Genomic DNA, 20448 nt, shown 5'->3' with positions numbered 1-20448 from the left:
AAGTGCAGGTGGATTTATTTTTGTTATGGCTCACTTGGTGCTATTCAGCCCGCCCGGCGTTCAAGTCGCGCTTGAAGGTTTCGGTCAGCAACAACAGGGCAATCAGGGAGATGACCGCAGAGCCGATCAGGTACCAGGCCACTGACGAGCCTTTGCCAGTCATCGCCAGCAGGGCCGTGGTCACGATAGGCGTGGCCGCGCTGCCCAGCAGCCCGGAAAGCATGTAAGCCACCGAAAGGCCGGAGTAACGCACACGGGTACCGAACAGCTCGGCGAGGAAGGTTGCGATGGGCCCGTAGTTGGCGGCGAACGCGGTCATCAACAGGCCATAGCCGAGAAACACCAGCGGCAGCTCGCGAGTATCCATCAGCCAGAACATCGGGAAGGCGACCAGTGCCTCACCGACGATGCCGGCGATGATCACCGGCTTGCGGCCGAAGCGGTCAGACAGTGCGCCGAAGGCTGGCAAGAGCACGATGCACAGCGCACAGGAGGCCAGCACCACGCTGAGCATGATGGTGCGGCTGAAGCCCAGGGTCTGGGTTCCATAGGTCAGGCCGAAGGCGACAATGATGTTGAAAGATGCGCCGGTCGACATGGTTGCCACGCCGCCGAGCAGGACTTGCTTCCAGTATTTGCTGAAGACTTCGGCCAGCGGCAGCTTGATTTGCGGCTCGCTGGTTTGAGCCTTGTGGAACGCAGGTGTCTCGGTGATGTTGAGGCGGATGTAAAGGCCCACGGCAATCAGCAGCGCGCTGGCCAGGAACGGGATGCGCCAGCCCCAGGCAAGCATGTCTTCAGCGGGCAGGAGCCAGGCGATCGCGAGGAAGGCCAGATTGGCAATCATGGTACCGGCCGGCACGCCGATCTGTACCCATGAGCCATACAAGCCACGCTGATTGGCGGGGGCATGCTCGACGGCCATCAACACCGCACCACCCCATTCACCGCCCAGGGCCAGGCCCTGAATGATCCGCAGGGTCAACAGCAGGATCGGTGCCCAGATGCCAACGCTGGCGTAATCCGGTAACAGACCGATGGCAAAGGTTGCCGCGCCCATGGTCAATAGCGAAATCAGTAGCATCGATTTGCGCCCAAGCTTGTCGCCATAGTGGCCGAACAAGGCAGCCCCGACGATGCGTGCACCATAAGCCGAAGCAAAGGTGCCGAACGCCAGGAGGGTGCCGATCAAGGCATCGAACGCCGGGAAGAAAATCTTGTTGAACACCAGGGCCGAAGCGGTGGCGAAAACAAACAGGTCGTACCATTCCACCGTGGTGCCAATGACGCTGGCGACGGCGACTTTTTTCATGTTGACGCTGGGTTCGACCGTCGGGGTAGCGGTCTGGATGCACGCGGAGCTGTTCATGCCTTTTTTCTCCAAGTTGAGCGTCGGGCTCAGTGGATTGATTTATTGGTTGGCAGTGTGAGTAACGGTGGTGCTGTAGCTCGAGATCGGTTTTATTGTTTTTCAGGCGCAAGCGGGCCCTGCCTCCGAGGTCGTGTGGATGACGCGACCTCAGAGGTTCGGTGTTACTTGCATCATCAGTCGCTCAGGTGCTGAGCTCGCTGCAGTACCGCATTGAGCAGCACGTCGCAGCCCATGCGGACATCGTCAGGCAAGGCGTCTTCGGCTTCGTTGTGGCTCAGGCCACCGACACAGGGAATGAAGACCATCGTGGTCGGGCAATGTCCGGCGAGGTGGATGGCGTCATGCCCGGCACCGCTGACGATGTCTTGATGGGGGTAACCCAGCAGCTGGACCGCCGAACGCACAGCGGCAACGCAATCGGCATCGAAAGGTGTTGCCGGGCTGAGCCAGTGACGACTGATCGCCAGACTCAAACCGCGCTTGTCGGCAACAATTTGCAAGCGCTCGTATACGGCTTGCTCCATTGCGGCAATCTGCTGGTCTTCGTGGTGACGCAGGTCCACAGTAAAGTTGATCCGGCCAGGGATGGTATTGCGCGATGACTTGGCTATCTCCAGCTGACCCACTGTGACCAGCCCCTTGGGCGCGAAGTCTCTGGCGATGGATTCCAGCACGCTGGCCATTTCCGCGACGCCGAACAGGGCATCCTTGCGCAACGGCATGGGTGTGGTGCCGGCGTGGGCACTGATACCGCCAACCTGCACATCCAGCCAGCAGATTGCCTGGCCGCCAGTGACGACACCCACCGGCAGGCCGTTGTCTTCCAGGATTGGGCCTTGTTCGATATGGGCTTCGAAGTAAGAATCGAAGGCTCGCTGCAGAGGCAGTTCACCACTCTGGCCTATATCGGTCAGGGCCTCAGCGACGCTGATGCCATTGGCATCACGGGCATCCAATGCCGTTTGCAACGGCAGAATGCCAGTGAACACCGCCGAGCCGAACATGGCCGGGGTAAAGCGCGCACCTTCCTCGTTGGTCCACACGGCAATTTCGATGGGCCGGCGGGTTTCGATGACTTGTTCATTCAGGCAACGCACCACTTCCAGTCCGCTCAGCACGCCGTAGATACCATCGAAGCGGCCACCTTTTGGCTGGGTGTCCAAGTGGCTGCCCATGACGATTGGCGGCAGGCTGTTGTCCTGGCCTTCGCGGCGGGCGAAAAGGTTGCCAATGGCGTCGAACCCGATACTCAGGCCAGCCTCACGGCACCAGCCCATGAACAACTCGCGACCGGCCAGGTCTTCCCTGGAAAGGGCCAGGCGACAGTTGCCACCGCGCTCGGTGGCGCCAACTTTGGCCATGTCCATCAGGCTGCCCCACAGGCGCTCACCGTTGACCTTGGATACTTTCATCATTCACCTCTTGTCACGTGTCTTAATAGCCCAGGGACGTATCGACCAGGTTGTTCAGGGGGGCGCCTCGCGCCAGCCGGCGTGCGTTTTCGGCGATCTGGCTGGCAATGCAGTCGTGGGACGCCGCCGAGGCCATGTGCGGGGTAACGATCACCCCGGGCATGCGCCAAAGGCGATCATCGACCGGCAGGGGTTCATGCTCGAAGACGTCCAGCACAGCGCCGCGTAGCTGACCGCTACCCAAGGCCTGTTGTAGATCGTCGATGCGCACGTGCTGGCCGCGACCGCAGTTGACGATCACTGCACCCGGCGCCAGTGCCTGGAAGGTTTCAGTGCAGAGAATGCCTCGGGTCGCCGAGGTCAACGGCAGTAGGTTGATCAGCAGATCGAGACCTTCTAGAAAGCTGCTGAACGCCAAATCGCCACTGTGGCACACCACGTTGGGTATGTGTTTGACACTGCGCGCCCAGCCGCGAACGCTGTAGCCGGCATTGGCCAGGTCTTCGGCAATGGCTGCGCCCAGCGAGCCCAGGCCCATCACACCGACCTTGAAGTCCTTGGCCTGAATCTGTACCGGGCGCCGCCAGAGCTGGTCAGGCTGTTGCTGCAAGACCTGATCGAATCGTCGGTGATAGTGAATCACTGCCCAGCGTACATACTCGGTCATGCCTTGGCGGTGCGCGGGATCGACCACGCGGCACACGGGCAAGTTCGGGCAGCTTGGATCGGTGTGCAAGTGGTCGACGCCCGCGGCGACCGAATGCACCAGTTGCAAATTGGGCAGCGCGCCCAAGCTGTTGGCCGGCGGAAACCAGCACGCCGCGACTTGCGCCTGGCTGGCGGCCGGGTCGTCGGCCAGCACCACCCGGATATCCGGTGCCTGGCGGGCAAAGGCCGCCTGCAGCTGGCCGAGCAAGATGCTGTCGCGTGACAGCAATACGATAGTGTTCATGAGCAATAGGACTCGCGCTGATCTTCAATCAGGGTCAAGGCAGCGTTCCAGCTCAGGCCCATGATTTCCTCGGCTTCGTCGCGGCCGAACTGTTCTGCGGTATGTTGGCAGACCTCTTCGCTGGGGTAGACCAACTGGCTGCCACCGGCCAGTGCCGCGACCTGCGCCTGGCAGGCGCGCTCCAGGAAGTGAATTTCGTGGAAGGCTTCAGCCACGTTGCCTCCGGCTGCCAGCAGGCCATGGTTACGCAGGATCATGGCCTTGTGTGGCCCCAGGTCGGCGATCAGTCGTTCGCGCTCGGCCAGCGACAGCGCGATGCCTTCATAGGTGTGGTACGCCAACTTGCCGTAGAACTTCAATGCATGCTGACTGATCGGCAGCAGACCTTGTTCCTGGGCGGCGACGGCCATACCGGCCGCAGTGTGGGTATGCACCACGCAATTGAGATCCGGGCGCGCCATGTGGATCGCCGAATGGATCACGAAGCCTGCGGCATTGACCCGGGTACGCTCGTTCGCACCGCCCACTACCTGGCCATGCTGGTCGATGCGCACCAGGTCGCTGGCTTTCATGCGATCGAAAATCACGCCGTAGCGGTTGATCAGAAAGTGGTGCTCAGGGCCCGGGATGCGTAGGGTGATATGCGTGTCGATCAGGTCAGTCATGCGAAAATACGCAACCAGCCGATACAGTGCCGCCAGCTCGCAACGTGCCTTCCACTCGGTGGGGGTAATGTTGTCAGGTGTGTACATGTGGGCTCCTTGTTAAAGCGAAAATTGGGGGGCGGTGGCGGTGGATTCTCCGCGCAGACGTGCCAGGCCACAGACGCCGATCAACGACAGGGCAGCCAGCAAACTGAAGAAGATCGCCAGTGGCATCCACTGGCCGGCATAGTGACTGGCCAACAGGGTGCCGATAATGGGCGTGGATCCGCCGGCAATGGCGCAGATCAGTTGATACGCGATGGAAATTCCCGAGTAGCGCAAATGCGCTGGAAACGCCTGGGCCATGTAACCGGCGATCACCGCATAGAGTCCAGACAGAACAACCACCGCCATGGCAATACCGAGGGTCATCAACACGATGTTTTGAGTGCCGACCAGCAGGAACATGGGGTAGGGGGCCAGCATTGACAGCAGGGCGGCCAACTTCAGGAAGCGACCCTCACCGATGCGCTCGGCCAGCAGTGCGCTGAAGGGTTGGGAGATGAACTGGATCACCGTGACCAGGAACAGGCAGTCGAGAATCGTCGAACGCGCAATACCCTGATACTGCGTGACATACGTGATCATGAACGTGTTGGTGAAAAAGAATCCGGCCGAGCCTATGGTCACTGCAGCCGCCGCGAACAGAATCTGCCGCCAACAGGTACGAATCACCTCAAGCACCGGATACTGGACAGTTTCGCCCTTGTCGGCGATTGCCTTGAACTCTGGAGACTCTTGCACACCAAAACGAATCGCCAGGCCAATCATCATCAGCACGCCACTGAACAGGAAGGGCAGACGCCAGCCCCATTCGGCAAATTGCTCGGGTGAAAGCGAGGTCACCAGACGGAAGGCGATCAACGCCATCAGCAAACCTGCCGGGCTGCCCAATTGGGCGAAGGATGCATAGAAGGTCTTGCGCTTGGCCGGGGCGTGTTCGCTGGCCATCAGTACGGCACCGCCCCATTCACCACCCACCGAAATGCCTTGGATGATGCGTAGCGCGATCAAGCCGACAGGCGCCCAGATGCCGATACTGGCGTAGCCGGGCAGCAAACCGATAGCGGTGGTTGCCAGCCCCATCAGCAGCATGGTGAACAGCAGCATCTTTTTGCGTCCAAGACGGTCGCCCAGATGGCCGAAGACCATGCCGGCCATGGGTCTGGCAATAAAGCCCACCGCAAAAGTACCGAATGCGGCCAGCGTACTCAGCATGGAGTCCGAACTGGGAAAAAACACTTGCCCCAGGATCAGGGCCGCCGCGGTGGCATAGATGTAGAAGTCGTAGAATTCGATGGTCGTGCCGATGAAGGCTGCAGCCGCTGCGCGACGCGGCTGGTTCGAGTGAGTACGCATGCAAGGCCCTTCTGTAATTATTATTCCGACAAGGATCCATCGGATCACAGTAACGCTCTGTCCCTCTGGCGCTTGTGTGCTTTATCTCGTAGCCTCAATAATTAAGCAATTTGCTAATTCTTAATCACTGATTAAGCAGTGCTAATAATGGACATCAAGATGAGCAGCAAAAATTCAAATGAAGAGCTGGTGCAAGCGAGATGGGGGGGGCGGCGCTTCCTCAACGATCGTCTGGACTGGAACTTGTTGCGCACCTATCTGGCTATTGGTCAGGAAGGAAGCATCAGCCGAGCCGCGGCGCGGCTGTTCATCACCCAGTCGGCCGTCAGTCAATCGCTCAAGCGCCTGGAAGAGCAGTTGGAGTGCGCCTTGATTTCGCGTAAGGGACCACGCTTCGATCTCACCGAGGCGGGAGAAGAAGTGCTGCGAATTGCCGAAGAGATGTATGGCAATGTATCGCGCATCGGCTCAGCCATCGAAGGCCCGCAGGATGATGTGGTGGGAAAGGTTCGTCTGCTCTCGATCAGCCGGGTGCAGTCAACGGTCTATGATGATTTTCTCGCGACTTTTCATCTCAACCATCCGCGCGTGGAGTTGGAAATTGAGGTTCTACGCAGCTCCGACATTCTCAGTTCGCTAATGCAGAAGACCGCCACTGCCGGTGTCGGTTTATGCCGCATTGCTCAACCCAAGCTGGAACAGCGTTGCCTGATACGCCAGCGATACGCCTTCTTCTGCGGAAAGCGGCACCGTTTTTTCGGAAAGCGGGGCCTCGATCTGTCTGAGCTGCAGGGAGAAAATTTTGTCAGCTTCACGAGCGACCAGATTGGCGGCAATCTTTCGCCACTTACCGTGTTTCGAGACCAGCAGGGCTTCACCGGCAGGATCGTTGCTTCGTCATCAAACTTTGAAGAAATTCGCAGATTGGTGATTGCAGGATTTGGTATCGGCTGTTTACCGGAACACTTGCTCGATGTTGACCTCTACAACGGCATGCTCTGGCGCCTGCCACCCAGGGACGGTGTCTCCGACGTAGACATTCACTTGTTGTGGAACCGTGAGCAAAAAATGACTCATGCAGAAACTGTATTTCTTGAAAGTTTCCAGCATGCCATCGCAGTTGCAGAACAATCCGTTGATCAGAAAGCCGACCAGGAAGACTGACTTTTGATTGGCATCATCGGTGTTTGGTGTCGGCGCAATGCCGATAGGCTGCTTGAGCCATTGCGACATGCGCCGATGATCAGTCACCTCGAAACGCACCAGATCTAAACTCAAAACAAATTACCGGTGTGGCCATTCTTGTGGCTTGACAGCCGCTCTTAAAGTCATATAGCTTGAAATCGTATACTTTCTACCGAGTGGAGAAGCTGATGACACGTCTAAGAGTTCTTTTCGCATCTACCGCAGCAGCCCTAGGGCTTTCATTGGCAGTTTCTGCACCGGTACAGGCCGATACCTTGTCGAAAATTCGAGAGCGGGGAGTGCTTGTCTGTGGTGTGCACCCAGGCCTGGTCGGCTTTGGTGCGCCCAACAGTGCGGGTGATTGGCAGGGGTTCGATGCGGATTTCTGCAAAGCATTTGCCGCGGCGATTTTCGAGAAACCGAAAGTCAAGTTTGTCCCGCTGTCCGATCAGGCACGTTTCACGGCGCTGCAGAATGGCGAAGTGGATGTCCTCTCCCGGAACAGCACCTGGACCCTGACGCGCGATACCACGATGGGGCTGCAATTTCCGGTGGTGGATTTCTTCGACGGCCAAGGCTTTCTGATCAACAAAAAACTGGGCGTCACCAAAGCGGCAGAACTCGATGGCGCTACGGTCTGCATTCAGCAGGGCACAACCAGCGAATATGTGGTTCGCAACTTCTTCGACAAGTTGAAGATCACATTCAAACCTGTGGTGATCGAAAGCGGGACTGAGTTTTTCTCGGCCTTTTTCGCAAGCCGCTGCGATGTAATCACCAGCGATGTGTCGCAGTTGGCGGTTATCCGGCTCAACTCGGGCAACCCTGAAAACTACGCCATCCTTCCTGATGTGATCTCGAAATCGCCAATGGGGCCCGTCGTCCGAGGCGATGACAAGCACTTTGCGGACCTCGTCAAGTGGACAGTCTTCGCAACCTTTACTGCAGAAGAACTGGGCATCACCAAAGAAAACGTTAAACAAATGCTCACCAGTAACAACGAAGACATCCGGCGCCTCTTGGGTGTAACGCCTGGCGTGGGGGCAGGGCTGGGTCTCAAGGATGACTGGGTGATCAATGTCATCTCCGCGGTAGGCAACTACAAAGAAATCTTCGAGCGCAACGTGGGTGCAAACACACCTTTGCAGATGAAGCGTGGCCAGAATTCGCTGTGGTCGGACGGTGGTCTGCTGTACGCCCCGCTTTTCTGATCCGTGATGTGAATGGCTCAAACGCCGCATAGATGGCGAATCAGAAACGAGAGGTGAAGGTCATGTCGGCAAGAGATGGCGCAGTTAAACACCAACACCGGGCTGTCATGGTGTTGGTCCAGCTTGTAGTACTCACGGCTGTCGTGATTGCGGTTTGGTATTTCGGGCACGTGATCAACGAGCGCCTTACACAGAAAGGGATCAATACCGGGTTCGGCTTTCTGTGGACTCGCGCCGGCTTCGACCTCAGTGAAAGCATGATTGCTTTCAGCGGTGACAAGTCATATGCGTACGCCTTGCTCGCGGGGTTTTCAAACACGTTGAAAGTGGCGCTCTGCGCCATTGTGTTCTCCGTGCTGATCGGGGTATTGGCGGCGCTGGCCCAGTTGTCCAAATTTGGCCTGGCCAGACGAATTGCCAAAGTGTATGTCTCGACGATCCGCAATACGCCGCTGCTGCTGCAGTTGTTCTTCTGGTTCGCTGTTTTCACTTACGGTTTACCGGTAGTCCGGGAGGCTCTGGAACCGGTACCGGGCCTATTCATCAGCAATCGCGGGATCAATTTCCCGTGGCCGACCCCCTTCGCATTGATGGCGATCGTCGCGATGTTTTGCACCGCCGTGGCGTTGATCTTGAGAAGCGTGAGGACCGGTGGCAGCGCACTGAAAAATCCGGGTGCCTTACTGATACTCCTGAGCCTGATTGCTTTTGTGTCCACGGCCTATGCCCTGTGGTCCGGGCAAATGACATTTGAGTGGCCCACGGCAAGCAAGTTTTCAATCGGCGGCGGCGGGCACTTTTCTCCCGAGTTTATGAGTATGTTCATCGGGCTCTCGGTGTACACGGGCACTTACATCGCCGAAGCGATCCGTGGGGCCGTGCAGTCCATTGCCCAGGGACAGATTGCAGCAGGTTATGCGCTGGGCCTGACGCACTTTGGCGTGCTGCGTTACATCGTGATGCCACAAGCGTTCCGGATCGCGATGCCAGCGGTAGTCAGTGAACTACTGAACCTGATGAAAAACAGTTCGCTCGGTGTTGCCGTGGGATACCCGGAACTGGTCTCGGCGGGAAATACCGCCATGAATCAAACGGGGCAGGCCATCGAATTGATCAGCATTTTCATGCTGGTTTACGTCACGGTAAACATTATTACGACGCGGGTAATCGGTCTTTGGGAGAAACATTATGTCTGGTGATCTGAATAATGGTGCCCAAGTGTCGATTCCCGCACCCTTGACGCTAATCCAGCGCCTGAAAGGCCTGGGTTCGGGCATGCCAACCCGGATTGTGCTCGGCGCACTTTTTCTTTGGGGCGTCGTTTTGGTTGGCCCTGGTATCCTCAAATGGTTGTTGCTTGATGCAACCTTCAGCGGCGATGCCGCGCAATGCCACCAGAACGGAGGCGCTTGCTGGGCGTTCATCGGCACCAAGCTCAATCTCATCCTGTTCGGGGCCTATCCTCCCGAGTCGCTTTGGCGTCCGATCACCTTCGTTGCACTGATCGCGGCGGTTGCGCTCTGGTGTTTGTTTCGGGTCCGTCATCACACAACAGCCATTGTGCTGTGGGTACTGGCCGCGTTGATTGGCTATCTATTGATGAGTGGCGGACTGTTCGGTCTTGAGTCAGTGGATCGTGCGCGTTGGGGTGGACTGCCGATCACCCTGCTGATCAGCATTGCCGGCCTTGTTTGCGCGTTCCCTCTGGGTGTACTGCTGGCGTTGGGTTGTCGGTCGCAGATGCCGCTTGTCTCTGTTCCATGCCGGCTTTATGTGGATCTGATTCGCAGTGTTCCGGCGATCACCATTGTCTTCATGACCTTTGCCATCATTCCGTTGATACTCCCGGACGAGCTTATTTTCGACAAGCTTTTTCGGGCAGGTATCGGTCTCTCGCTGTTTACCGCCGCTTACTTTTCCGAAGCCTTGCGCGGTGCCCTGCAAGCACTTCCAGTCGGTCAGCGCCAAGCGTCGGCAAGTTTGGGGTTCGGCTATTGGGGCAGTCATGCCTACGTGATCTTGCCGCAAGTCATCGCCCATTCGCTGCAACCGATTGCCAACATCGCCATCGCGTTTGTGAAGAACAGCTCGCTGTTGATGATCATTGGACTTTTCGATTTGCTTGGATCGGCAAGATCAAGCCTTTATGACGAAAACTGGCAAGGGTTCTACAAGGAGCTCTATCTGTTTGTCGGTGTCATCTACTTCGTTATCTGCATGTATATCCAACACTACGTCGCGTCGATTGAACGTGAGCGTAGGGCCCGCCTGTATCAATAATGGATGCCTCCATGAAAGAAATAATCGAAGTACCGTTTTTATCTGACGCGCTCAGGCGTTTGAATACACCGACCTCTTTGCTGATTCGCTCGGGTTCGATGCTTTATACCTGTGGCCTGCCGCCACTCGATCCGCTGACCGGGAATATTGTTCGAGGCACGATTGCTGAACAGACTCACGCTGTATTGCAGGTGATGAAAGTTGTTCTTGAATCGGCAGGGTCCTGCCTTGATAACGTCGTGAAAACCACGATCTTCGTGACCGATCCATCGATGATGGATGAGGTGAACGCCGTGTATCGCGAGTACTTCCCTGAAAACCCACCTGTCCGGTCATTCGTTGCAGTCAAGCCATGGCCGTTTCCGTTTGATATTGAAATCGATGTCGTCGCCCATCATTAGAAAACGGAAGTGGCGGGTTGTATTTTGTAAGAGCTAACAGTTCTCTTGGTCGCTACATTCTAATTAACTAGTTGTTTTAATAATCTTCCCCGTGAACTCGAACTGAGTTGTTTCGACGTTTAAGGTTTTCTGTCAGATGCTCGATGAAGGAATGTATTCGATGAATAATGACATTGCCGTACTTGATTCAACTCAAGTGGCCAAACTGATCGGTCGGATTGATGTGTTGTCCGCAATGCGTCGTATGTTCCTGGCGTTGGGACAGGAAAAGGCTGTGCAACCTCCACAACTGCGCAATCCGTTTCCCGACGGGCAAGGCAACTTTATCAGCTACCTTGGAACGCTTGCCGAGGAGCGGGTCTTTGGTGCAAAGCTCTCACCCTATATCCCGCGTCCGGAAGGGGCCCTGGTGACGGCCTGGACGTTGATGATGTCGATGGATGACGGTCAACCTCGCTTGCTCTGTGATTCGGGGCAATTGACGGCTGAGCGAACAGCAGGCACGACAGCGCTCGCCGTCGACTTACTTGCGCCCGTGCAGGTCAGCAAACTGGCCGTAGTGGGAGTAGGGCGGCTGGGTCAAGCGCATGTCCGGCATGTTTCAGCATTGCGCGAGTGGGGGGATATCAGATTGTACGCACCCAACATTGACGCTCTACCAGTGTCCGAGCAGCAGGCACTCCGGGACCTCGATCCGCGCGTCAGCATTCATACCGAACTGGCCAGTGCCGTTGATGATGCGGATGTCATCCTGCTGTGCACCTCGGCCGGTCATACGGTGCTTGACCCTGCAGTGCTGAAAAAGCCTGCGCTGATCACTTCCATTTGTACCAATGCCCCACTGGCACACGAAGTACCTCCTGAATCCCTGCTGAACATGAGCATCTATTGCGATTACCGGGCTACAACGCCCGACAGCGCAGGGGAAATGCGCTTGGCAAAAGACCAGCATGGCTGGCTACCCGAGAGTATTTGCGGGGATTTGCCCGAGCTGATGACGGGGGTCGCCCGACTTCCCGATCCCGAGCGCCATACCTTTTTTCGCTCAATCGGACTGGGGCTGGAGGATATCGCCATTGCCAATGAGCTTTATCAGTTGCATATGATGAACAACTGAGTAGAGGTTCAGAAGTCGTTATGCCTATTTCAGCGTAATAATAAGCCGGGGGATGGAAACATCCCCCGGCTTATATTCGGGAGGGTGCCATGGCAGCTGTTACCGATACGCTTAAGCTGTTTCTCTGCGGCGACGTCATGACTGCCCGCGGCATTGACGCAGTACTGCCGCATCCTGGCGACCCGCGGCTTTACGAAGCTTACGTCAAGAATGCTGGCGATTACGTCCGGCTGGCAGAACGAGTCAATGGCCCGATTCCCCGCCCGGTCGATTTCACCTATGTCTGGGGCACTGCGCTGGATGAGTTAGAACTTCGCCAGCCACACGCACGCATCATTAATCTTGAAACTGCGGTGTCCCGCCGCGGACGACCGGAGCCAAAGGGCATCAATTACCGCATGAGCCCGGAGAACTTCCCTGCCATCAGCGCAGCCGGCATCGACTGCTGCGTGCTGGCCAACAACCATGTGCTGGACTGGGGGGCAGCCGGCCTGGCCGATACGCTGGAGACCCTGGCCAGCAATGGTATGTGCAGCGCCGGCGCCGGGCACAACCGGCAATCTGCCGAAGCGCCCGCCGTGTTGCTGCAGCCTGGCGGGCGGCGCGTGCTGGTGTTTGGTCTCGGCGCACCCGACAGCGGCATTGCGTCGGACTGGGCCGCCACGGATCAGGGCGCGGGCGTCGCGCGGCTGGAGGATCTGTCGAGGCAAAGCCTGCGCAATGTGGCCAAACGGACTCTCGAGGGCAAAAAAACGCGGGATCTGGTGGTCGCCTCCATTCACTGGGGCGGCAACTGGGGGTTCGATATCCCACGCGAGCAAGTCCGGTTCGCCCATGCCTTGATCGACGAGGCCGGAGTTGACGTGGTGCACGGGCATTCCTCGCACCACGTCAAGGGCATCGAGGTGTACCGCGAACGCCTGATTCTCTATGGCTGCGGTGACCTCCTGAACGATTACGAAGGCATTGAGGACCATACAGCCTTTCGCGGCGACCTGGGGCTTCTATACTTTGCCTCGTTGGACCCGGGCGGGCACCTGCAGTCGCTGGACCTGATACCCATGCGCCTGCGTCGCTTTCGCCTCTGTCGCGCCGAAGGGGATGACCGTCAATGGCTGCACGACACCCTTTCCCGCGAGTGCGCACGCTTGGGCAGCAGCATTCAGCCGGGCGCGCAAAACACCTTTGAGTTGCGTTGGTGAGGCCCCCTTGGCGACTTCGCGTGATTAATGTTGCAGGATCTTCGAGAGGAAGTCCTTGGCACGCGGGGAGCGTGCTTCGGGGCTGCCAAAGAACTCTTCTTTTTTGCAGTCTTCAATGATTTTCCCCGCGTCCATGAAAATCACGCGGTCACTGACCTTCCTGGCAAAGCCCATTTCGTGGGTGACACACATCATGGTCATGCCCTCGTTTGCGAGCTTGATCATGACGTCTAGAACCTCTCCGACCATTTCCGGGTCCAGGGCGGAGGTAGGTTCGTCAAACAGCATCACAATCGGGTCCATCGATAAGGCACGAGCAATTGCCACACGCTGCTGCTGACCACCTGAGAGCTGCCCTGGGAACTTGTCCTTGTGGGCGCTCAGGCCAACACGATCGAGCATTTTCAGACCCCGTTTGAGCGCCTCGTCCTGGCCACGGCCAAGCACCTTCATCTGGGCGAGCGTCAGGTTTTGCGTCACGGACAGGTGTGGAAACAACTCGAAGTGCTGAAACACCATGCCGACCCGGCTGCGCAGCTTGGGCAGGTTGGTTTTCGGGTCCGAGAGGCTGATACCGTCGACGACAATTTCGCCTTTCTGGAAAGGCTCCAGTGCATTTACCGTTTTGATCAGCGTTGATTTGCCAGAACCGGAAGGGCCGCACACCACGACGACTTCACTCTTTTGTATTGCGGTAGAGCAGTCGCTCAGTACCTGAAAGTTACCGTACCACTTGGAAACATTTTTTATGTTGATCACGGTGGTTGTCCTGATGTGGTTGCAGATGGCGCAAGAGGGACGAGGACCTGATCGCAAACGGCTGACCAGGACGCATTAGTCTGTTCCTACTGTAGAAAGTATACGATTATTGATTCGCCAACGACAACAACAAAGCGATGAATCAGGCTCATATTTCAGATGAGTGGGAAGAGGGGCAGGACTGCAGTTCGAGGGGACTAGGCTGCGGATGCCGTCCTTGTTCGTTTTCGTATAATCGTATACCGTCGTGCACAACGATGTTGTTACTCGTATCTGCCAAACCCAGACACGCCTTTAAATCGCTCCTGGCCACTTAGTGTCATATGTCTAACCAATCACCACTGAAATACATTGCAGGTCTGATTCCGCTGGCACGTGTGTCCGCACCGCAATTTGTTGCGGCCGTCATCAGGGAAGCCATCGTCACCGGCGCGCTTTCCGGTAGCGAACCTTTGCGTCAGGACCTGATCGCAACAGAACTCAACACCAGCAAGGTGCCGGTTCGCGAAGCGTTACGTGAGCTTGAAGGTCAGGGACTGGTCCAGTTCCTGCCAAACCGTGGCTTCATGGTGACGCAGCCCTCCCTGCATGAAATGAACGAGTGCTTTGAATTACGGGCGGTTCTAGAGCCGTTGGCCGTCCGCCATTCGGTACCGCTCTCGACACCCGAGCAACTTGATGCTGTCGAGCGCATCATCGATGAGTTCGAGAAGGTTCAGGATCCTCTCCTGAGCAGTCAATGGAACCTTTCACTGCATACGGCGCTTTATGCACCTGCGCAAATGAAACACCTGGAAAATATGATCACCCGTGCGCACACCATTGCGCAGCGCTATACGCACATCTATATGCAGTTGCGATCCGCAGGGATTGATAGCCAGGACGAGCACCGTGCGATCCTCGCGGCGTACAGGGCAAAAGACGTGGAGGCGGCCGTTGCGTTGATGACAACGCATCTCAAGCAAGCATCGGATGAAGCGGCTGAGTACCTGAAGGACCACTTTGAGGTGTAGGAGCAGCCGGTCGACACTCGATAGCTTCGGGCGGCGTTCCGACGATGGACTCGAGGACGGCGCGTTTATTCAGAAAACACGCGTTATCGTTAACGTCCATCGCGAGCAGGCTCGGTCCCACAGGGGCGCAGCGTTTAGTCTGCGCACCTTCTTTTTTTCTCCTTATTTAGACTTCAAGACTTTCGGATTGGAATTGCCCCAGATCGTATACAGGTCCGCCAACAACGCGCCGTTGATGGTCTCAAGTTCTGTCTGGGTAATCTCTTCATCGCCTTGTTTGCCATACAAAACCACCTCATCTCCCGCCTGCACGCTCTTGATACCACTGACGTCGACCATCAGGGTGTTCATGGTGACTTTGCCGATCACCGGCGCGCGTTGGCCGCGGATCAGCACTGAAGCCTTGTTGGAGAATGCTCGTCGATAACCGTCGGAGTAGCCGGCCGGGATGTTGGCGATCAACGAGTCTTTGCTCAGGGTAAAGGTGCGGTCGTAGCTGATCGTACTGCCCGCCGGGTAGGCGTTGACCGCCGCGACCCGCGATTTGAACTGCATCACCCGTTGAAATTCATTATGTCCACCCACTGGATAGCCATAGAGCGCAGCCCCTGGGCGAACCATGTCCAGCCAACCTTCCGGCACCTCAAGGGTGGTGAAGGTATTGGCGCAGTGCAGGGTGATCCGACGGCGGTCCAGTTTGGCGTGCTCGATCAGCCATCCGGACTGCTCCTTGAATTTGGCAAGTCCCTGAAGGACATCTTCTCGTTCTTCGACCGGGAAGTGGGTCATGATTCCGACAATATTCAGATGATCCAGTCGGGTCAGATCCACCGCCTGTTGTTGACCTGCAGCTGTGCTCATTTCCATGCCGTTGCGGCCCATGCCCGCCGAATTCAGCGCCAGGTGAACAGGCAGTTCTACACCCTTACGGGTGGCCAGCTCATTGAGCTGACGTGCAACCTCCAGGTTGCCGACCAGTTCTTCGATGTTGTAGCGCAGTGCATTCTCGACTTCTTCAACGGTAGCGCTGCGCAAACGCATCAGGCGTCCCTTGAAGCCTTTTTCCCGTGTAACACGCGCCTCCTCGTTACTTGCCACACCGATACAGGTGATGCCCATCCGGATGGCGGAAGGAATCAGTAAACCGATGCCATTTCCATAAGCGTCGGCTTTCATCACGGCACACATCTGGCTTTTACCCGCCAGTCGTTGCTGAAGCTTGGCGATGTTTCCTTCGAAGGCGGCCTGATCAATTTCCAGCCAGGTATTGGCCTGGCCTGATTGATTGTCGGCGCGAGCGTGTGCAGGTGTGGGATCGAGTAAAGGGGCGGCATTGACCACCGGCATCATTGCCGTCAAGGCCAGGGCGAGCGTCAGCGTGCTGAGCATGAAACGTGGCATATCGAGTCTTCCATAGTGGATGAGGAATGGCCCCATGCTGGCGTGGATTTGGCATCAGCCAGGTCCATCAGGCATTGAGCGAACAGCCATGGAATTTTTATGCAAAGGCGTCGTTTGTTTATGTGGTGTTCTGCCACTCGCGCAGCGGATGACGCTGTAAAACGGGATTAAACGACCGAGGGGCTGTTTCATCTAACCAGTGATTTTCACTTGATGAGTCTCGGTGTTGAGCGCCCATTTCAGCAAAAGCGGAATCGGCTGCCGAGTTAAAGCTTTCAACATTCTGAGTCGAGTGCCAATGGGATAACAGCCGAGTCGGCGGCAGGGGAGGAAGGAGAATAACCGCACTCACTTCCTTTTCTTGAAAGGCTCCCATGCAAACAACTAATACCGCGTCGATGATTCGACCTTCGCGCATCTCCTTTAACGTTGATACCGCCGCGAACAATCGTTTTCAGAAGTGCTCATTGCCTCAGGATCAGGCGCAAGCTCGGGCCCTCGAAGAGTTTGATGGCTATGTAGCGGTATTATGCGAGCAAGGGGTAGAAGTGCTGGTTGCCCAGGACAGTGCATCCCCCCATACACCCGATTCGATTTTCCCTAACAACTGGTGGAGCAGTCATGCCGATGGCTCGCTGGTGCTTTATCCGATGCAGGCTGCAGATTTAGCATGAGTAATAGCCTGAAGTTCAGCCACAAGATCCTGCTGGCGGTCTCTCTGATTGTCATTGCCGCATTTGGGTTGTTTACGGTCTACAACGACTATCTGCAGCGCAGCGCCATTCGTAAGGACCTGGACAGTTATCTGCACGAAATGGGGGGGATCACCGCGAGCAATATTGCCAACTGGCTTTACGGCAGGGTGTTGTTGATGGAGAACCTTTCACAGTCGGTGGCGATCAATCCGTCTTCGGAAAACATTACGCTTCTGCTGAAGCAACAAGCCTTGGCGTCGACCTTTATCGCCACCTACGTGGGAGATAAGGACGGTAAGTTCATCACCTATCCAGACGCCAGGATGCCGGAAGGCTACGACCCTCGTGCCCGCCCCTGGTACAAGGATGCGGTCAACAGCAGCGGCCCGACCGTCACCGAACCTTATATCGATGCCACGACCGGCAACCTGGTGATCACCGTCGTCAACGCAATCAGCAAGGCCGGGCAGACCCAGGGCGTCGCTGGCGGTGATCTGGGCCTGCAGGCCATTGCCGACAGTATCAATGCCCTGGATTTCAACGGTATGGGTTATGCCTTTCTTGTCAGCGCCGACGGCAAGATTCTGGTCCACCCGGACAAAACGCTGGTGATGAAAACGCTCACAGATGTCTATCCGCAAAATACCCTGCGCATCAGTGGAGATATCAGTGAAGTTCTCGCTGATGGCAAAACCCGCGTCGTGACGTTTGCACCGATTAAAGGCTTGCCGTCATTAAACTGGTACATCGGTTTGTCCATTGACAAGGACAAGGCGTATTCGATGCTCAGCGAGTTTCGAGCTTCAGCCCTGATCGCTACGGTTATTGCCGTGCTGATTATTGTCGCGTTACTCAGTCTGCTGATCCGGCTCCTGATGCAACCATTGCAAGTGATGACCCGGGCGATGCAGGACATTGCCGAAGGAGAGGGCGATCTGACCAAACGACTGACCATCCACACGCAAGACGAATTCGGCATGCTCGGCACGGCGTTCAACCGCTTTGTCGAACGGATTCATGGTTCGATCCGCGAGGTGTCCTCGGCCACAGAGCGGGTCAACGAAGTGGCCCAGCGGGTGGTCAGCGCTTCCAATTCGTCGATGCTCAACTCTGACGAGCAGTCCAGTCGGAGTAACAGTGTGGCGGCCGCTATCAACCAGCTCGGTGCCGCCGCCGAGGAAATTGCCTACAACGCCGCCCAGGCCTCGCACCAGGCCAGCGATGCCCGTGGCCTGGCCGAAGAGGGTCAACAGGTCGTTGAAAGAACCATCCAGGCAATGAACACGTTATCCGGGATGCTCGGCACCTCGAGCGGTAATATCGAGAGCCTCAACAGTAAAACAGTGAACATCGGGCAGATCCTGGAGGTGATCACCAGCATCTCCCAGCAAACCAACCTGCTGGCGCTCAACGCTGCCATTGAAGCCGCCCGTGCCGGTGAGGCAGGGCGCGGTTTTGCGGTGGTTGCCGATGAAGTGCGCAACCTGGCCCATCGCACCCAAGAATCGGCGCAACAGGTACAGACGATGATCGAAGAACTGCAAGTCGGCGCCCGCGAGTCGGTCAGCACCATGAGTCAGAGTCAGCGTCACAGCCTGGAAAGCGTGGAGATCGCCAACCTAGCCGGCGAGCGCTTGAACAGTGTGACCCTGCGGATCGGGGAGATCGATGGCATGAACCAATCGGTTGCCACCGCCACGGAAGAACAAACCGCCGTGGTTGAGTCGATCAATAGGGACATTAGAGAAATCAACTCCCTGAATCAGGATGGCGTGGAGAACCTTCATGCAACCCTGCGAGCCTGTTCAGATCTGGAACAGCAGGCGGCTCGCTTGAAACAGTTGGTGGGCAGTTTTCGGATCTGAACTATCAGCGCTGTAACGAAAACTGTTGTGGTGCAAGAAAGGCATAGTGGAAATAATCACGAACTGTAGTAGGGATCAAAGGCGGTGGACCATGTCGGAAAGGATTGCCACTCCACTGCAGTTGACCACCATACTGCGCACGGCTTCCACCGAGCCGGTGCGCACGCACATTGGGCGATTGCCTGGCCTGTTTCCAATAGCGTCGGGTATTTTGTTCGGCTTCGTCGACGGTGAGCAAGGATGTGGGGTACCTTTGCCAGGTCGACCAGGATGAGCCTGGCGCGCTCACACAGTGGATGATGGCTGGGCAAGGACGTTAAAAATAGCGTTCCCGCAGGTTGCGGTACATTGAGGTGGGCGCTTCAGTTCAATTCTTCAGGATTCCGCCTGGCAGCTGAAGGGGCTGCCAGGCGAACGCTTTTGTGGAGTTAAGCCCGAAGCCTTGCATCGGCTGTTACTGAAGGCTGCAGCAGCGAGAACAGGTTCTTGGGATCTTGCAGCTCTGGCACCAGCTGAATGTCGCTGCCAATGTTGAGCGTTCTTGCAACATCCAGCACATAGCGCAAGGCGGAATAGTCCTCGATGGCGAAGCCGACCGAGTCGAACAAGGTGACTTCCTCGGCATGCTGGCGACCTTGAGTCTGACCAGTGATGACTTTCCAGAATTCGATAACCGGAGAGTCGTCGGGCATCTGCTGAATTTCTCCTTCAATTCGGCTTTGCGGTTCGTACTCAACCATGACTCGCGCACGTTCCACGATGTCCCGGTGCAGTTCAGTTTTGCCGGGGCAATCGCCACCCACTGCGTTGAGGTGCATCCCGGGCTCGATCATCTCAGGCGTTAAAATCGTTGCGTAGGCCTTGTCTGCCGTGACCGTGGTCACGATATCGGCACCACGCACCGCTTCCGCGACGGTTTTGGCAACGCTCACCTGTATGGCGGGGTAGGCCCGCAGGTTGGCTACCAGCTTCGCTGTCGCGGCAGGATCGATGTCGTAGAGACTGATTTCAGTAATGCCGAGCAGTGTATGAAATGCCAAGGCCTGGAATTCGCTCTGTGAGCCGTTGCCGATGAGCGCCATTCGGCGACTGTCCGGTCGGGCAAGGTAGCGGGCCGCGAGTGCGGAAGTGGCAGCGGTGCGAATGGCGGTCGTCAGCGTCATTTCACTCAGCAAAACCGGCTTGCCGGTATCGACGTCACCCAGTGCACCAAAGGCCATGACCGTCAGCATGCCATTGTGGGTGTTCTTTGGATGTCCGTTGACATACTTGAAGGCGTAGAGCGATGCATCAGACACGGGCATCAGCTCGATGACGCCCTCGGGTGAGTGGTTCGCCAGGCGCGCGCATTTTTCGAAATCCGGCCAGCGTACGTAGTCTTGACGGATGTACTCGGCCATTTCGATCAGGCAGTGGGGCAAGCCTTTTTCCTGGACAAGACGGCTCAGATCATTGACGTCAATGTAACGGGTCATAATGGGTTCCTTTGGGCGTTTTTTTGTGTGCCGGTCTGGACGACC

At 56.8% G+C, this 20448-nt stretch carries 17 protein-coding genes and 2 pseudogenes; 10 read left to right on the top strand and 9 right to left on the bottom strand.

Translation table 11 applies throughout. The annotated features are described in order from the left end of the window. Positions 1 to 40 precede the first annotated feature (40 nt). The 5 genes from AC07V0_RS17445 to AC07V0_RS17425 form a co-directional block, all read right to left on the bottom strand. Positions 41 to 1369 (bottom strand): MFS transporter, encoded by a 1329-nt coding sequence (locus AC07V0_RS17445; RefSeq protein ID WP_495019741.1) that lies wholly within the window; start codon positions 1367 to 1369, stop codon positions 41 to 43. Positions 1370 to 1545: 176 nt separating this feature from the next. After that, positions 1546 to 2784 carry a Zn-dependent hydrolase gene (locus AC07V0_RS17440; protein WP_495019800.1) on the bottom strand — a complete coding sequence of 413 codons (1239 nt, stop codon included), beginning with the start codon at positions 2782 to 2784 and terminating at the stop codon, positions 1546 to 1548. 22 nt (positions 2785 to 2806) lie between these two features. Beyond that, positions 2807 to 3736, bottom strand: coding sequence for a 2-hydroxyacid dehydrogenase (locus AC07V0_RS17435; protein WP_495019740.1), 930 nt, complete (start codon positions 3734 to 3736; stop codon positions 2807 to 2809). Next, positions 3733 to 4488, bottom strand: a complete 756-nt coding sequence (locus AC07V0_RS17430) for a class II aldolase/adducin family protein (RefSeq protein ID WP_095966166.1) — start codon at positions 4486 to 4488, stop codon at positions 3733 to 3735. Before AC07V0_RS17430 ends, AC07V0_RS17435 begins: the two co-directional genes overlap by 4 nt. Before the next feature lie 12 nt (positions 4489 to 4500). Beyond that, positions 4501 to 5799 carry an MFS transporter gene (locus tag AC07V0_RS17425; RefSeq protein ID WP_495019739.1) on the bottom strand — a complete coding sequence of 433 codons (1299 nt, stop codon included), beginning with the start codon at positions 5797 to 5799 and terminating at the stop codon, positions 4501 to 4503. Positions 5800 to 5958: 159 nt separating this feature from the next. Here AC07V0_RS17425 and AC07V0_RS17420 point away from each other — a divergent pair, with 159 nt between their 5' ends. From AC07V0_RS17420 to AC07V0_RS17390, 7 genes are all read left to right on the top strand, one after another. After that, complete coding sequence (locus tag AC07V0_RS17420; RefSeq protein ID WP_102674117.1) at positions 5959 to 6963, top strand: LysR family transcriptional regulator; 1005 nt, start codon at positions 5959 to 5961, stop codon at positions 6961 to 6963. A gap of 209 nt (positions 6964 to 7172) precedes the next feature. Next, positions 7173 to 8195: an amino acid ABC transporter substrate-binding protein gene (locus tag AC07V0_RS17415; RefSeq protein ID WP_007991054.1), complete on the top strand. Its 1023-nt coding sequence runs from the start codon at positions 7173 to 7175 to the stop codon at positions 8193 to 8195. Between the two features lie 62 nt (positions 8196 to 8257). Further along, a complete protein-coding gene (locus tag AC07V0_RS17410; RefSeq protein ID WP_495019738.1) occupies positions 8258 to 9394 on the top strand; it encodes an ABC transporter permease subunit in 1137 nt (378 codons plus the stop codon). Then, positions 9384 to 10475 carry an amino acid ABC transporter permease gene (locus AC07V0_RS17405; protein WP_495019737.1) on the top strand — a complete coding sequence of 364 codons (1092 nt, stop codon included), beginning with the start codon at positions 9384 to 9386 and terminating at the stop codon, positions 10473 to 10475. Before AC07V0_RS17410 ends, AC07V0_RS17405 begins: the two co-directional genes overlap by 11 nt. Positions 10476 to 10486: 11 nt before the next feature. After that, the gene (locus tag AC07V0_RS17400; RefSeq protein ID WP_007991048.1) at positions 10487 to 10876 is read left to right on the top strand and encodes a RidA family protein; all 390 of its coding nucleotides are present in this window, start codon (positions 10487 to 10489) and stop codon (positions 10874 to 10876) included. 160 nt (positions 10877 to 11036) lie between these two features. Beyond that, positions 11037 to 11993 (top strand): ornithine cyclodeaminase family protein, encoded by a 957-nt coding sequence (locus AC07V0_RS17395; protein WP_495019736.1) that lies wholly within the window; start codon positions 11037 to 11039, stop codon positions 11991 to 11993. A gap of 89 nt (positions 11994 to 12082) precedes the next feature. Beyond that, complete coding sequence (locus tag AC07V0_RS17390) at positions 12083 to 13195, top strand: CapA family protein (protein WP_495019735.1); 1113 nt, start codon at positions 12083 to 12085, stop codon at positions 13193 to 13195. 24 nt (positions 13196 to 13219) lie between these two features. Here the strand turns inward: AC07V0_RS17390 and AC07V0_RS17385 are convergent, their stop codons facing one another. Then, on the bottom strand, positions 13220 to 13954 hold the full coding sequence (locus tag AC07V0_RS17385; RefSeq protein WP_007994108.1) for an amino acid ABC transporter ATP-binding protein: 735 nt from the start codon (positions 13952 to 13954) through the stop codon (positions 13220 to 13222). 323 nt (positions 13955 to 14277) lie between these two features. Here AC07V0_RS17385 and AC07V0_RS17380 point away from each other — a divergent pair, with 323 nt between their 5' ends. Beyond that, on the top strand, positions 14278 to 14967 hold the full coding sequence (locus AC07V0_RS17380; protein ID WP_095966161.1) for a GntR family transcriptional regulator: 690 nt from the start codon (positions 14278 to 14280) through the stop codon (positions 14965 to 14967). Between the two features lie 162 nt (positions 14968 to 15129). Here AC07V0_RS17380 and alr read toward each other — a convergent pair whose 3' ends face one another. Next, entirely contained in the window at positions 15130 to 16368 is a 1239-nt protein-coding gene (gene alr / locus AC07V0_RS17375) for an alanine racemase (protein ID WP_495019734.1), read from the bottom strand. Between the two features lie 374 nt (positions 16369 to 16742). Between alr and AC07V0_RS17370 the strand changes: the two are divergent. Both AC07V0_RS17370 and AC07V0_RS17365 read left to right on the top strand, forming a co-directional pair. After that, positions 16743 to 17024: pseudogene (locus AC07V0_RS17370) on the top strand (arginine deiminase-related protein); the annotation flags it as partial. Positions 17025 to 17038: 14 nt separating this feature from the next. Next, positions 17039 to 18928: a methyl-accepting chemotaxis protein gene (locus AC07V0_RS17365; RefSeq protein ID WP_495019733.1), complete on the top strand. Its 1890-nt coding sequence runs from the start codon at positions 17039 to 17041 to the stop codon at positions 18926 to 18928. Positions 18929 to 18932: 4 nt separating this feature from the next. On the opposite strand, the pseudogene AC07V0_RS17360 reads toward AC07V0_RS17365, so the two are convergent. After that, a pseudogene (locus tag AC07V0_RS17360) lies at positions 18933 to 19239 on the bottom strand (LysR substrate-binding domain-containing protein); the annotation flags it as partial. A 117-nt stretch (positions 19240 to 19356) separates the two neighbouring features. Continuing rightward, a complete protein-coding gene (ocd, locus tag AC07V0_RS17355) occupies positions 19357 to 20403 on the bottom strand; it encodes an ornithine cyclodeaminase (protein WP_495019732.1) in 1047 nt (348 codons plus the stop codon). Positions 20404 to 20448 lie beyond the last annotated feature (45 nt).

Source organism: Pseudomonas sp. GW821-FHT01E10 (genome assembly GCF_059422365.1).
Note: the sequence above shows the minus strand (reverse complement) of the source record. Positions and strands in the feature narration are given on the sequence as shown.

Coding starts and splice junctions, on each gene's coding strand:
- AC07V0_RS17390 (WP_495019735.1), top strand. CDS start 12,083: ATGGCAGCTGTTACCGATACGCTTAAGCTGTTTCTCTGCGGCGACGTC.
- AC07V0_RS17420 (WP_102674117.1), top strand. CDS start 5,959: ATGAGCAGCAAAAATTCAAATGAAGAGCTGGTGCAAGCGAGATGGGGG.
- AC07V0_RS17395 (WP_495019736.1), top strand. CDS start 11,037: ATGAATAATGACATTGCCGTACTTGATTCAACTCAAGTGGCCAAACTG.
- AC07V0_RS17400 (WP_007991048.1), top strand. CDS start 10,487: ATGAAAGAAATAATCGAAGTACCGTTTTTATCTGACGCGCTCAGGCGT.
- AC07V0_RS17380 (WP_095966161.1), top strand. CDS start 14,278: ATGTCTAACCAATCACCACTGAAATACATTGCAGGTCTGATTCCGCTG.
- AC07V0_RS17410 (WP_495019738.1), top strand. CDS start 8,258: ATGTCGGCAAGAGATGGCGCAGTTAAACACCAACACCGGGCTGTCATG.
- AC07V0_RS17365 (WP_495019733.1), top strand. CDS start 17,039: ATGAGTAATAGCCTGAAGTTCAGCCACAAGATCCTGCTGGCGGTCTCT.
- ocd (WP_495019732.1), bottom strand. CDS start 20,403: ATGACCCGTTACATTGACGTCAATGATCTGAGCCGTCTTGTCCAGGAA.
- AC07V0_RS17425 (WP_495019739.1), bottom strand. CDS start 5,799: ATGCGTACTCACTCGAACCAGCCGCGTCGCGCAGCGGCTGCAGCCTTC.
- AC07V0_RS17435 (WP_495019740.1), bottom strand. CDS start 3,736: ATGAACACTATCGTATTGCTGTCACGCGACAGCATCTTGCTCGGCCAG.
- AC07V0_RS17430 (WP_095966166.1), bottom strand. CDS start 4,488: ATGTACACACCTGACAACATTACCCCCACCGAGTGGAAGGCACGTTGC.
- AC07V0_RS17440 (WP_495019800.1), bottom strand. CDS start 2,784: ATGAAAGTATCCAAGGTCAACGGTGAGCGCCTGTGGGGCAGCCTGATG.
- alr (WP_495019734.1), bottom strand. CDS start 16,368: ATGCCACGTTTCATGCTCAGCACGCTGACGCTCGCCCTGGCCTTGACG.
- AC07V0_RS17415 (WP_007991054.1), top strand. CDS start 7,173: ATGACACGTCTAAGAGTTCTTTTCGCATCTACCGCAGCAGCCCTAGGG.
- AC07V0_RS17405 (WP_495019737.1), top strand. CDS start 9,384: ATGTCTGGTGATCTGAATAATGGTGCCCAAGTGTCGATTCCCGCACCC.
- AC07V0_RS17445 (WP_495019741.1), bottom strand. CDS start 1,369: ATGAACAGCTCCGCGTGCATCCAGACCGCTACCCCGACGGTCGAACCC.